The 13,694-nt window shown below is 50.1% G+C and carries 9 protein-coding genes; 6 read left to right on the top strand and 3 right to left on the bottom strand.

The window, feature by feature from the left end:
* Nucleotides 1-216: 216 nt before the first annotated feature.
* From BW992_RS11825 to BW992_RS26910, 6 genes are all read left to right on the top strand, one after another.
* A complete protein-coding gene (locus BW992_RS11825) occupies nucleotides 217-507 on the top strand; it encodes a hypothetical protein (protein ID WP_010457912.1) in 291 nt (96 codons plus the stop codon).
* On the top strand, nucleotides 504-773 hold the full coding sequence (locus BW992_RS11820; protein ID WP_076406274.1) for a DUF3077 domain-containing protein: 270 nt from the start codon (nucleotides 504-506) through the stop codon (nucleotides 771-773). The genes BW992_RS11825 and BW992_RS11820 overlap by 4 nt, the downstream gene beginning before the upstream one ends.
* Nucleotides 770-3,664, top strand: a complete 2,895-nt coding sequence (locus BW992_RS11815) for a DUF927 domain-containing protein (protein WP_076406272.1) — start codon at nucleotides 770-772, stop codon at nucleotides 3,662-3,664. Before BW992_RS11820 ends, BW992_RS11815 begins: the two co-directional genes overlap by 4 nt.
* 91 nt (nucleotides 3,665-3,755) lie before the next feature.
* Nucleotides 3,756-4,598, top strand: a complete 843-nt coding sequence (locus tag BW992_RS11810) for a chromosome segregation protein SMC (RefSeq protein ID WP_076406270.1) — start codon at nucleotides 3,756-3,758, stop codon at nucleotides 4,596-4,598.
* 66 nt (nucleotides 4,599-4,664) lie between these two features.
* Complete coding sequence (locus BW992_RS11805) at nucleotides 4,665-4,853, top strand: hypothetical protein (protein ID WP_076406268.1); 189 nt, start codon at nucleotides 4,665-4,667, stop codon at nucleotides 4,851-4,853.
* A gap of 526 nt (nucleotides 4,854-5,379) precedes the next feature.
* Nucleotides 5,380-7,515, top strand: a complete 2,136-nt coding sequence (locus BW992_RS26910) for a hypothetical protein (RefSeq protein ID WP_148049138.1) — start codon at nucleotides 5,380-5,382, stop codon at nucleotides 7,513-7,515.
* A 157-nt stretch (nucleotides 7,516-7,672) separates the two neighbouring features.
* Here BW992_RS26910 and BW992_RS26905 read toward each other — a convergent pair whose 3' ends face one another.
* The 3 genes from BW992_RS26905 to BW992_RS11785 form a co-directional block, all read right to left on the bottom strand.
* Nucleotides 7,673-8,845 (bottom strand): hypothetical protein, encoded by a 1,173-nt coding sequence (locus BW992_RS26905; protein ID WP_076406264.1) that lies wholly within the window; start codon nucleotides 8,843-8,845, stop codon nucleotides 7,673-7,675.
* Between the two features lie 110 nt (nucleotides 8,846-8,955).
* Nucleotides 8,956-11,136 (bottom strand): hypothetical protein, encoded by a 2,181-nt coding sequence (locus BW992_RS11790; RefSeq protein WP_076406262.1) that lies wholly within the window; start codon nucleotides 11,134-11,136, stop codon nucleotides 8,956-8,958.
* 973 nt (nucleotides 11,137-12,109) lie between these two features.
* Nucleotides 12,110-13,321 (bottom strand): hypothetical protein, encoded by a 1,212-nt coding sequence (locus BW992_RS11785; RefSeq protein WP_231991115.1) that lies wholly within the window; start codon nucleotides 13,319-13,321, stop codon nucleotides 12,110-12,112.
* Between the last annotated feature and the right edge of the window lie 373 nt (nucleotides 13,322-13,694).

Raw genomic sequence — 13,694 nt, 5'->3', positions numbered from 1 at the left:
ACCCTAATCTGCTTGGCGGCAGACGGTGGCGGTTCCTCAGTACAAGGAGCCTTCACAAATGCAACACGCCCTCAATCCGTCCAAAATTCGCGCCGCTGCACACCGTGCAATGGCTCTCGCCGCTCTACACGCCAATTCCAGCCTCGCTACCCGTCTTGCCCGTTACAACGCCCATATGGTCAAAGCTCGCGCTCTCGAAGCCGCAGGCGGTGCCCAATGAACTCCTCACTCAGCTTCGCCTTGCCCGAAGACCTGCTCTGCGTCAGCAAAGACATCGAGAAGGGTGTCCCGGTTGATGCAATCACCTGTGCTATCAACCGCGCAGAGTCCGTGCTGATGTTGCTTGAGGACCATTTCGAAAGCGAAAGCGACAGACCACGCCTAGCTAATCATGTCCTGGCCGCTGTTATTTGGGATGTCCGGGGCACCCTGGGACTGATCAAAACCCTGACCTTGCACGGTGACACCACGTCTGTTCCGATGGATCAGAAAGGCGGTGCCGTATGAGCGCTCACACCACACTGGGCCGAGCGTCGTTTTTCAATAAAACCTCCGGCCAGGGCGTGTTTCGGGTGAATGCGGGTATTCCTATTGAGGACGCGCTCGAAACGGTTTCGCTCCTCCAGCATTACGCTAATCAGCTCTCCCTCGATGCCGCTATGAGCGATAAGGGCGAGCGCTACAGCTGGTGCGCGTTCTACCTCGGCGAAATGGCAAAAGCCCTGATCGATGACGTGAACGATGCCATGTTTATGCCGGGGGCTGATACATGACCCCGCGCATGAGCAAACCAACAAAACGCCCCAGCTTTGCCGACGTCAAAACCGCCGCACTCAAGGACATTGATCGCGTGCTGTCTTACTGGCTGCCCAACGGCAAACGGGTCGATGGCGGCAAGGAATACACCGCTCCCAATCCAATACGCACGGACAAACGAGCCGGGTCGCTCAAGGTCAACTTGAGCAAAGGCACCTGGGCGGACTTTGCCACCGGTGACAAAGGCGGTGACCTGATCGATCTGGTGCGCTACATCGATGGCGGTACAGACATCGAAGCCTGCAACAAGCTGGCGGACCTGCTGCACGTATCGGCAAACGCCGCGCAATCGAAGCCTGTACCGAACAAAAGCAAAGCACCGGAATGGATCGCCATCCAGCCGATCCCGGTCGAGGCCATGAATAAGTGCCCGGCCAAGCATCGACAGCACGGCGCGCCCTCCAAGGTGTGGATCTATCGCGATGCGCAAGGCCAGCCCCTCATGGCGCTTTATCGCTTCGACCTGGGACCGGACGAAGACCGCAAGCCAAGGAAAGTCTTTGCACCGTTGACCTGGTGCCAACGCGCCGACGGCCTAACCACGCAGTGGCGGTGGCAAGGTCTGCCCGATCCGCGCCCTCTTCTACGCCTGGACGAACTGTCGCAACGGCTCGATGCGCCGGTCGTACTGTGCGAAGGCGAGAAAGCCGCCGATGCCGCTGCCGAGCTGATGCCAAGCTATGTGGCGACCTGCTGGCCGAACGGTTCCAACTCCTGGCACAAGGCCGACCTGACGCCGCTCAAAGGGCGGTCGGTCTTGTTGTGGCCGGACAATGACTCCAGCGGTCAGAGCTGCATGGAGGCCGTCGCGGAAAAGCTGCGTGAAATCGGCGCCGCCTCAGTGCAAGCAATCGCCCTGGACGTCTTCAAACGCAAGCCCACGCTGAAAAATGGCAAACCGACCTTTGCCAAAGGTGGTCAATGGGACGATGGCGATGATGCAGCCGACGCACTCGCCAAGGGCTGGACCTCGGCTCACCTCGTCGAGCTGGAGCGCACGGGCGAGCTGATTGGCTCGGCACCCGCCCCCGCTCCGGCCGGAGGAATCGAACTAAAGGTGCAGCCCGAAACCAAGCGGCCAGCCAAATCAAAAAATGACCTGCTGCCCGGCGGTTTTCGCCTGACGACGGAGGGCGTGTTTTATTCCGGCGACGACGGCGAAGCGCGGCCAGTGTGTTCGCCTCTGGAGATCCTCGCACGCACCCGTGACGACAAGGGCCACAACTGGGGCTTGCTGGTCGAGTTCGACGACCCGGACGGCCAGAAAAAACGCTGGAACATTCCGGCCCGCACCATGACCGGCGACTTTGGTAAGGACGTACTCGGACCACTGGTGGACATGGGTCTACGCCTGGCAGGTAGTCGCTCAGGACGTAACGCACGCAACGACCTGCAAAGCTATTTGCAGGGCTTTGACAGTGCGCAACGGGCTCGCCTGGTCACTCGGCTGGGCTGGCACGGGAATGCTTTCCTGTTGCCCGAACGGCAGATCGGCTCGCATGACGAACATCTGCACTTCTATGAAGCCGGTGCACAACTTCCACCGATCAGCGAGTCCGGCACGCTGGAACAGTGGCAAGAGCAAATCGGCGCACTGTGCGTTGGCAACCATCGTCTGGCGTTCGTCGTCAGTGTGGCCTTTGCGGGACCATTGCTGAACATGCTCGGTCACGAGTCGGGCGGGTTTCACCTCTACGGCGACAGCTCCGGCGGCAAGACCACGCACCTGCAAGTCGCCGCCTCGATTTATGGCGGGCCACGTGTAGTGCGTTCCTGGCGCTCAACAGACAACGCCCTGGAATCCATCGCCGCCGCACATTCCGACGGACTCCTGGTGCTAGATGAAATCGGCATGTGCGACCCGCGCATCATCGGCGAAACGGTGTACATGCTGGGCAATGGCACCGGTAAGGCTCGCGCCAATGATCGAGGACAAGCGGGCCGGCAGGTACAGGAGTGGCGCTTGCTGTTTCTCTCGACGGGCGAGAAGACATTGGCGCAGCACATGGCCGAAGCCAATAAGGAACTGAAAGCCGGTATGGAAGTGCGCATGCTCGCCGTGCCAGCGGACGCCAGCAAAGGCCTGGGCATGTTCGATGTATTGAGTGGTTTCGACGATGCAGCGGCCCTCTCAGACGCGCTAAAGGCTCGGGTAGCCAAATACTACGGCACGCCACTGACCGCGTTCCTGGCGGCCCTTTGCGAGCCCGGCAAGATGCACGGATGGTCAACCATCCTCCGCCGGACTCTAGAAGGCTTCGTCGCCAAAGCCCTTCCCGCGTCTGCCAGTGGGCAGGCACACCGAGCCGCCGCACGCTTTGGGCTGGCCGCCGCAGCCGGAGAGCTGGCGACCGCTCTAGGTATCACTGGCTGGCCCGACGGCACCGCGACCACAGCGGCACGAGTGTGCCTTAGCGCGTGGCTGAATGAGCGTGGCGGCGCCGGAAACCTAGAAGGTGATGCGATTTTGGCCCGTCTGCGCCAGATCATCGAGCGCTTTGGTGAAAGCCGTTTCACCCGCTGGGAAACCGCCGCCGCGAAGGTCGATGAGCACGGGCCCCGCACTATTGACCGGCTGGGCTTTCGCAAAACGCTGGAGCACGGCATGGGCGACACCATGCACACCACCCACACCTACTACGTGCTGCCCGAAGCATGGCGCTCCGAGATATTTCGGGGCATGAACATCAACGCCGTGAACAAGGAGCTGCTGCACCGGGGTGTGCTGGAACCTGGAAGCGACGGCAAGGCATCGAGCTTGGTCCGGTTGCCCGGCCTGGGCCCGCAACGCTGCTACATCGTGAAGACGATACCGGGAACGGATGAGAGCGAGGCTCGGGCCGCATGACGGCCTCCCTACTGATCGAGGTAGCGCCGGCTGATTCCCGGCCTCGCCAGCCGCTCAACCCAACCCCATCGAATTACACAGAGACGAAACAATGGACGACATCCAAAAACTGAAAAATCGCCGTGAACAACTGACCTCCGAAGTGGAACGTCTGCGAGCCGAACTCTTGCACTATGAGACCGCTCTAGCCACCCCTGAGTCTATCCAGCGAGGCAGGGAGCGGGACGTGCAAGATGCGCACGCTGAGCGGAAAAGAAAATGTGATTCACTGGACTTTGAAATTGATCGGTTGAATCAAAAAATTGTTCGACGCGAAAACGTCGCCAATCATGAAACCCTGATGGCAGGCTACCGCGATGCCATGGCGTCCTTGAAGGCCGATGAGCACGAGCTCAACGAAAAGCGCCAAAGTGTCAGTACCCGTTTGGGTGAGATCCGTCAGCAAGCCTCAGAGGATATGGCGAAGGCACGGCAGGCCGAGACCGAAGCGGCGACGGCCTACGCTCAGGCTGTTGCATGGGGCGACACCGAAGGCGAGAAGACCGCTAACGCTGACGCTCAAAAAGCCGCTAAAAATCTCGCGACGGTAGCCGAGCACAACCGTCGTCAGCAGTTGATCATCAGCGCTCTGGAACAAGAGCTGGCCACCATCGATCAGCACATCGCGGAAGCGCAGCAAGAACATCAAAAAATTGAAAACAAGGCGCTGCACCTCGCAAACACGGTGCTCGAAGAGAAGTGGAATGAGGCCGCTCAGGCATTGCTCGATGTGGGCGGGCAACTCTGCGCGGCGCGTCGAATGATCGACCGGGATCCTGTCACACTGTTCAAGCTCAACGTTCCAGAACAAGGCGAGAATTTTAGCAGCTGGGCCTGGAGTGACCTTTCCGAGCGCTCAGCGCGGTACGCCGTACAGGACGTGCTTGCCTTGTAAGGAACCCTCTCACCTGAAACAGCCCACGTGTGTGGGCTGTTTAAACACTGCCCAAGGATCAGCACTATGAACACTGCCACGCAGAACAGCCCCAGTCGTACCGAAACACTGAAGGCAAGGAAAACCCATCTGAGCGGCCTGCTCAAGCTCATGGGCTCTCGCTGGGGGAAAAGCACAGCGATACAGAACCTCACCGCAAACGCGATCAAAGCCGAGCTGATTCTCATCGATCAGCAATTGAAGCGTCGGAGTTAACGCACGTGGAAGCCTATCCGGCTTCCGCTGCCTGCTCTATCAGTAGTCGGCTGAGCCTACAGGTTTAACTGGTCAGCCCCCCTCACATTGATTTAAAAGACAGCTTTCGGCCCGGCTGTGTAAAAACACAGGCGCCGTTTTGAAGTCTGCGTTGCTACGTAAAATCTGCCTGTGCTTGGTTAGTCAGCTGACCTAAAGTTTGCGTTAGGAACGCAATTTTCGTTCTGGTTTTGACCGCTGAACTTGTCCTAGAACGTTTTTACACACCTCGGCCAGAAGCAGTCGGTCAGTCCTAGCACTTCCCGCTTAAAACTAACCAGCCGGATGTCTAGGAAATCAGGGCCGCTTTGCTGTTGCCGCTCATTCTGCAAATCCTGAATAGGTCGCTGCCATCACCACGAGGGGGGCCATCAGCGCCTAATCACCCCCCGCTGCTTAAGGCGCTGAGATGTTTTCGTACCAAAATTAGCGCAATAGCTAACCTTGTGCTACTAAAGATAACTACTTTCAAGACAACGGGCCCACCATGTTCACAGAAGAATTGATCCACATAGAACTAGAACGACTGATACGAAATGGAGAGTTTTACAAAGCAATAGACTTCGAAGATATTCAGCGAATAAAAAACCTAACAAATATCGACGAAAATCTACTTCCAGCATTCTCCATAGATGAATACATCCGAAGAAAATACGCCTCCGCCACAGACAATACATTACGATCCATTGAAAACCTAGAAGTCTTGACATCTGACAATAACGTCTCAACTCAGTCAAATCAAATATTACGTCCAGACTTGGTATGCATAAACCCTGAAAGCCAACAGATCATCATATTCGAAATAAAAAAATCAACTCAGACTGAACGTCAAGCATTGACCGAATTGCTCGCATACGAGCATGAAATAAAAAACCTTCTCCCCTTCCTTTCAAGTTATGACTTAACTTTCGTCTTAGTATCAACAGAGTGGTCTGTATTGCTAGAGCACGCTGCAGGGAGCGCGATTTCATGGGCAAACAAGAATTTATTATGCTTAAAGGTTAACACAGACAACCCCAATTTTACGTTCAAAATTCATAACTTAAACTCATGGAGCATAACAGGTAACGCATTTTTTCCGCCCGAGAGCGTCGCGAGCTTTACTGTGTCTTTCGAAGCAAATCCGTCTATGGAAGAATCGGAAACTGCTTATCGTTTAGACCTTTTGTTAGGTTTTTTTGCCAGAGAAGCAGACAGGATTGGCCTACATGGCTTTGCTATCGTCACTACGGATCTGGGCCCTTACAACGAAAAGGGTTATCAAATTATATTTTGTGCGGTTAGTCCTTTGGCTTTCTTTGATAACATGCTTTCTTCCGGCCAGATAACATCTCGCGATGGACATTTGGTTAGGCAAATCGAAAGCTACAAAGAAAAGCACGGCGTCGAGTCAGGAATTTCATCTCTAGATGATCTAATAACGAAAATTGTTGAACCCCGTTTAGATATATTCGACAATGTTGAATTCGGTGGCTATTTTGCATGGGATATAACGAGACACCAGTTAAAAGATCGAGGCTTACCTACCTTTGTTGAATTTTGGGGGTTGCCGGGAGACTACGCTAGAGATTACATAAACAATCCGGCTGTGCAGAACGCACGCTCAGCACTATTCACCCCTGGAATGACCGACTGGCGATATCCTACTACAGGTTTGTGGTTGATCCGTAACTTATTCGAACCTACGTTTTGTGGAGACGGTTATGTTCGACCTTCAGACGCTTTTCGTTTAGGCCTTGCTCTAGGCCATGATAACTACTTACGCTATGTAGCTCGAAACTCTCCGAAACGGCCAAAAAATATAGAGGCTGCTATGTTTTGGAATTTTTCGACGTTAGAGAGCTATATGGATGAAATCTTTATCCTCTATCGAACTGCGAAAACTATAGCTGCCCCGACATCGCCAATCAAAATTTCTCCCGACGTAGATCATGAAATCGACCACGATCCATTTATAGAATGGGTCACGCTTGAAATTCTCCAATCTGACAGTCTCCACGTCAAATTTTTCTACCTAGGTTTAAACCTTTCACACGCTATTACTGCAGAGGATCTGCGGCCATCTAACTTTAGAGGCTTACCAACTGAAGATGAGACGTTAAAAAACCTAAAACTGACAATGAAATTCATACTTGAAAACTCTATCGAAAATCAGTCATACAATGAAACTGAGAAGCTTAGGCACACCGAAAACGTATTGAAAATACTCGACACATCCTCGACCAAATTAAAAAGTGGGAACCTAGATTTATCACATATAGATATTGATCAACTATGCCACGCAATAAAAGATACGTTTTTAATTGCAGACTTAACCATTCCAGCAATAACTCATTTATATGAGGAATTACCGCCAATGCATGTCGACTGGGATACGCTCAAGCAGGGAATCGATGGCATGTACAAAAGAGGACTACTCTATCCTGCTATTTGCATATCAGCTAATGGCAGCATTGGCACAGCCTCGTATGATAATGTTGATTACGCTAAATTGTTTAAGCCTCTCGCGGATACAGAAATAGAGGTGTTCGTCATGGATGGATCTCGAGGGTTGGAGATCTTCCGGGTTGAAAAATGGGAACACGTCCGGAGTGGCAAAGTAATTCAGGTGCCAAAGACGTAGATTTATTATTCCACTACTTACTTAATAACTGCTACTGGCCGTTTGCTGTCCTTGATGAGAGGCAGAAAACGGCTAAAAGCGGACGCTGCGCACGAGCATTTTTGTCCACCTAGTTTGTTCGTACTTGCAAAATAGCAACCAAATAAAATTTTACGCTTCACCAATCCATATTAGCTGCTTGATCGACCTGGTAGGTTAACTGATCGATAAACTCTTTCATGGATTCCAACGATACCATTGCAGTCGTATACGTCCCATCAGCAGCAAACGTCAATATCGTTGGCAAGCGACTTTCTTGCACATAAAGACGAGCTGGGGCACGATCTCCGGCCCATAGTAAACTTGTAAAATCCTCGACTACATCGAATGCTGCATGTGTGTCAAAATCAAGTTGTTCACTTAGGGAGAATTTTTTACTGCCTCGCTTATGTGGAAGAAGGACCGGCACAGCTCCTGCGGTAGAGTGAAAAGAAAACGCTTCTCCTTGCTTTCCAAATGCTCCATGAGCAATGAAATTCCTAAGATCCTGTCGTAGTGACAAAGCGCGGTCAAATAAAATTTTCTCTGATGGATCCTTTAGGTTAAAAGCAGCTTTAAATTTTTTTGGCCAGTCATCTGCAGCAAGGTCTGCAACTTCTCTTGCAGAACTCACTGTTCCTCCGAGTATGGCGACGTGAATCATCACATGCTCTGTCCAACTAAAAAATGCTTCAATAGCTGAGATAGCCAACCAATTTGCTTCTTCTTTTTTGCTATAGGATGGAAAAAAAAGATACATTCCAAATGGCAGTTTTCGTTGCTTTACATCGAATGCGTACTCTTCATCCAAAAGCTTGATTTCGTCCAGCTTAGAATCGTATTCACTTCTTAAAAAGTTGTACCGATCGCGTAGTGGAATACTATTATTTTTAACATTAATCTTAGATTGTTCAACGGCTTGCAAAGCAAGAAAGTCAAAATAGTGCCGAGCCGATTTCACTGCTTTGTTGATACGCGCTACGATTTCTTTTGTTGCAGCCTCCTCCTTTTCTGGATCATGTGCAAAAAGACTTAATCCGAATTTACCATGCTCAACTAGATATGCTTGTCCATTAAAGTCTATTGGCACTGACCAATCAATTTTTTCAAATCGGCCAAGGTTTCTGAAGCCTAAGAGATCCACCAAAAGAAAATACACAAGATAGTATGGTGGTAACCGCCTCCCTACTTCTGTTTTCTTTCCATTCAGTAAAAAGTTTTTGTCCGCTTTCGTTTTTGAGTCGGTGGGACGAATTGGTCCGAGAGTGCGCAACGCGGCTTGCCGCACCGATTCAAGCTCTTCAGAATTCATATGACTCCTAATATTTTTGACCAAGAGACCATGCGCTAAGTAGCAATCAATATAGATCGCGCAAGCCAGCTAAACATTCGACGGGTATTGGGTGACTATTCACACCCACATCAAATCAAAGCTTTAACTTTTCCATATAAATCGTAGAGATGCAGCGCCGACATATCCAAAATGGGCTCATACATAAACGAATTCAAATGGATATTTTCCGGTGTCATGAGGTTGACCTGAGATAGCACCATTATTTGGTCGCCGGCTTCAGGAAACATCAAAGAAAACTTACTATATAGCTCAAAAGTCTGGTTGCTGCTAATGTCATTGACAAATTTTGAATCATTGATTTTTGAAATCATAAACTCTTCAGCTTTGAGCCGAATTCCGATTGATAAAATCACCTTGGATTCCAACTCAGCATCATCATCCGCCTTAACGGCTAAAGCTTCTGCCTCATCGTAAATAAGCTGCATGGCAGAGGTCGCCGGATTGGGAAGTGACAGATTGGCCTGATCCAGCAATGTAGCTTTGAATGATGCTTCTAAATCTCCGATGGTCAGTGTCGCGCTATCTGCCTTGACGTGCAACAGCGACGTAAGCATGAGATAGTGCGGACTCGTAACACCATGGCAGTATTCAGCTAAATTGCGCACGAATGGGATACTTGCTACAAGAAAGGCCGGGTTTGTTGCTAGGTTACCTTTCCACGCCGTGAAAGGATTTTTCTGATATTTTTCCTCTACAAAAGCCAGAGCCCCCTGAGTTTTTTTAGCAAATAACCTCCGACTCCTAGCAATTTGAAGCCTGCTACTAATCGTTCGATGAAAATCGAAGTTATGCGTTAAAAAAACCAGTCTAAAAAATGGAATTTTTGAAATTTCGTTAAAGTATTCAATTATTGCATATTTATTTTTATAATCAAATGAATCTGCTATATCGTCAATAATTAACAATGTCTGTTGATTTGACTCACGCCGCGCTTGAATCTCAAACAACACGTTGAGTATATATAAAGCACGTTTTTCCCCTTGACTGAGAACCTGAAGAAGTTTCTCCTCTTCTACGCCACACGTTCCTTGTTCATCCTGAAATTCAAAAGCGACTTTCGGAGTTTCCCCCTTGAGAATAACATCTTGTTGATTTTGAACGATCAACTTAAACGGCACGTAAAATCTTTCATTGAACTGGGTAACGACGGCAGCCCACTTCGTCTTTTCTGCCTCCGCTTGATGTGCCGTCTCTGCGATTATATCCTTTGCTGAAACATAGGCCGCAGCAAATAAAATCAAAGCGGGTTTGACGGAATTAAAATAGGAATTCCACAGCTTTTTCCTGAATCCGTTAAAATCCCCAAGCTCGGCTAAAATTTCCGGATGCACAGTTAAATACTCGCGAAACTTCTTGAGCTCCGAGTTTTTTTGAAGCTGCTTATCTACGGCTTCAAATTTTGCGGATAGCTCTTTATCACCTAAAATTCTATGTTTCTCCGCAACAACAAGGTCCTCCAATTCTTTCGCTGAGGCGACCTCTAACTTTTCGCCACCATTTGAAATATTAAGGGTGTGGTGGGCGTCAAAAAAACCGTTGGTTTGAAGGTTTTTGGAGACATCGGTCGCTCCGGTATGATTGAACTTTTTGCTGAGCAATGGAGATTTTTCAACCAGCTCTTGATACTTCGACATATATTCTTGAAGTTGCTCGTGCAAAGTCCCAGCCTTGAACGCCGCGATTGTCTTATCATTAAATATTTCGGCATATGCCAAGTCCGAAAATCGAGTATCACCATCTAAGCTGTCAGCTAGATCTGCAAAAAAGTCATACGGGTTTTTAAATTGAAAGATATCTTTAATTTCATTGGCTGGCGATGCTTTTCCTGGCCAGCCTGAGATTTCCTTCAGCGTCTTCAAAAGACTTTCTTGAGTCGATTCGATATTTCGAACGGCCTCTTCGTATTCATCCCTTAACTTTTGGTTTACTAGAAGAGTTGAAGACCCCACCCCGGCATATCGTTCAACGTATGGTTTTATAACAAATAAGGACTCGGGAGTGATCGGCGTAGCTGGGGCAGAAGTAATTAATCTGCTGGTTGGACGCTCGGGAAATATCAGATCTTGACTGTCCCGTCCCTCTTGGACATCCAGAAAAGTTCGCGCTAGCGAAGTCTTCATGAAACCGTTTGGTGCGTATACAGAGAAAACAGAACCCGCTGGAACCTTCGCACTTCCTTTAAACGTGAGTGTTGCGTCGAGCTTTTGTATCCCGTAACAATTCTCTAGTTTAATGTCTAAGAGATCCATATCCATTCCTCCAGTTTGAAGGTACTGCGAGAGATCGACACTATCGATTTGCCAGCAATCTGTCTATGCGTCGTTGTGGTTAGTCTGGTTCAGTCTCATACCGTGTGTTTATGCGGCCATCGAGCCGCTTCCTAGAAGCTAGCCACGGCATGCGATAGGCTGTGGTCGGCTAGGTGCTGCCTTCTCCCACAGGCTGGTTCGGGTCATTCCTTGCCGTTCCTAAACATCCGCTTTGGCCGACAGCTTGCAATCGAAACATGTCTATCGAGGCGTAACACATAAAACTTGCGTAACACTCGAAACAGATTTGCTGCCAGCATGATGCAACGGAGAAAAAACTGAATAAATTCATATAGTTATGCATACACGTTACACTTGTAACCTCTGTAACACTCCTTTAACAGCTCCCCCGCCCCCTAGCATGGGAATGCCGTCAGCGAGCGAACATCTTCATGACTCCTTTGGATAGGTGATCAATCATCGCATCGGGAAAAAACAGAAATTGCTAGGGTCCCTGACGATATTGAGGAGACACGGGGTCGGAAACCCGCGTGATCGTGTTAGCGAATAAAGTGCACAGCTTAGTGAACAGGTGAACCTGGTGAACTGGTGGTTCACCTGTTCATTTGCCCTATCGCTTGGTAGCTCGCCGGGGACCCTGGGCACTTCGAATGGGTACGGGGCAAAAAACCCGCAGCATCTTGTTAGCGACTGAGTTTTCTACGTCGGTTGACAGGTTGACGTTGTTGACACCATCCCCAAGGTTGACCGGGTTCAACCGTTCGCTATCAGCAACACAATGGCTCACTTTTACCATAGTGGTAACGATGCCCTTTTTTCGTCAGGATCCTTTCAATTTCAACGTTGAAATTTCAGTAAGGTGCAATCTCTGTCGCTACCAAGATCCCGCGGGTTTCCGACCCCGTGCTCTAAAGAATCTGCCAGGGTCCCCGGCGATGCCGCAGACTGTTAGCTACTCAGTGCCGAGATCGAACGCCAGCAGTGAGATGATCACTTTTCTTTCGTTATCTTGCGGCAACAAGAAAATGTAACGATCACTAGTTTCGTCAAGGTTCACAGGGCCGCTCACGTATCGCGGATGGTCTTTAATCAAGACCCGCATTTTTTCAACAACAGCGGTAAAGCCGGTATTACGGTTGAACATCACAATGGCGGCCTTCGTGTCTCGCCAAGTCAGATAGCTAAGCAACTGATCTATGGTTGCTAAAAATCGCTTGTCTCCACCCCAAATCTTGAATTCCGCAACGAATAAGGTTCCACCTTCATGACGTATCAGCACGTCTGTTTTGCCCTGGTAGTTGAACGCTTCCCCAGAAGCGGTTCCAAAATGAGCATTGAGGGGAACCAAAAAAAGATCCCGCAGAGTTTCTTCGTCAAGCTTTCTGGTACGCGATGAGCTCTGCTCGATGCTATGGCCTGCACCTCTAACAAGACCAAGGATCGTCTCGTACTGTTTAAGATCGAGAGTCGGATCCGGGGCGCGAGCGGGCGTCATTGGAGGTAATTGGGGTATGACCTTCTGCTTGACCGTCGGAGGAATATAGCTGCGAGCATCACCTGGCTTCTCTTTGAGGCGAATCCCCATACCTGACAGCTTTGAAGCGGTGTCCTTCTGCTCCAGCAGCTTGGTTCGTCGCGATGCTATCTCAGCCACAACGGCGCTAGATAACTGCTGTCTAAATCCAGCCCATTGCCGTCGGTGAGCGTCTAAATATTTCTCGATTGAAGCGAGGCGAGAGTCCAGCTCGGACTTGACGGTCTCTGGGGAAAGAGAGCGGTCAGAAATGGTAAAGGTCAGTAGCTGCGAACGCACCACAGCCTGAGGTGGCGACAGGTCATATGGGTTTGGACGCAGCTTGAATACGCCTGCCTCGCCTTCAAAGGGCACTTCAAAATCGTAAGCCTCTCCGGGAACAGTCCTCATCTCTCGATCCCAGCTAAAGTAAACCTGAACCTCTCTTTCGTGATGAGTGGCGACGATCCCTTCACGGACCAGGACTGGAATCTCAACGTCATATTTATCTATGAAGAAGCTCGCGAGTGCATCAGGGTCCGTTTCTAAAATTCGCTTTTCAGGAAGCTTGCTGATCTCAACGCAAACGGAGTTGATTTGAGCCGTCATCGCATCTGAGGCGCTGCCTCCGCTGAACAAATAATCATCCACGTCCCTGTAACCCATAACGCCCCCGTCTCTGCGATCAAATTGGCATCAAAGCTAATCGCGATGGGATTAACAAGCAACGGCCGAGGGGCCAGGAATGCTACAGGATTCTAGAGCGTGTATGCCCATGTGTATGCCTAACAGAACCAGAACCAAAAGATCCTAATGGATACTGGACCTTATAGACCGGGTTCAAATGACTGTGTACCACCAAGTACTAAAAACGGCTTATCGAAAGATAAGCCGTTTTTTTATGCCTCGAAGAAACCGTCGATCCGAGGACGGCCAGAAGCGGGATGTCCCCCGCCAGCCTGTGCATTTGATCCACAGTTCACCTGCCATGAAGAAGGTTCGACGTCTGCCCAAGTGCCGGCAG

The sequence above is a fragment of the Pseudomonas sp. 7SR1 genome, from assembly GCF_900156465.1.
Classification (GTDB): Bacteria; Pseudomonadota; Gammaproteobacteria; order Pseudomonadales; family Pseudomonadaceae; genus Aquipseudomonas.
The sequence above is the reverse complement of the archived record's forward strand: the minus strand, read 5'-3'. Positions and strand labels throughout refer to the sequence as shown.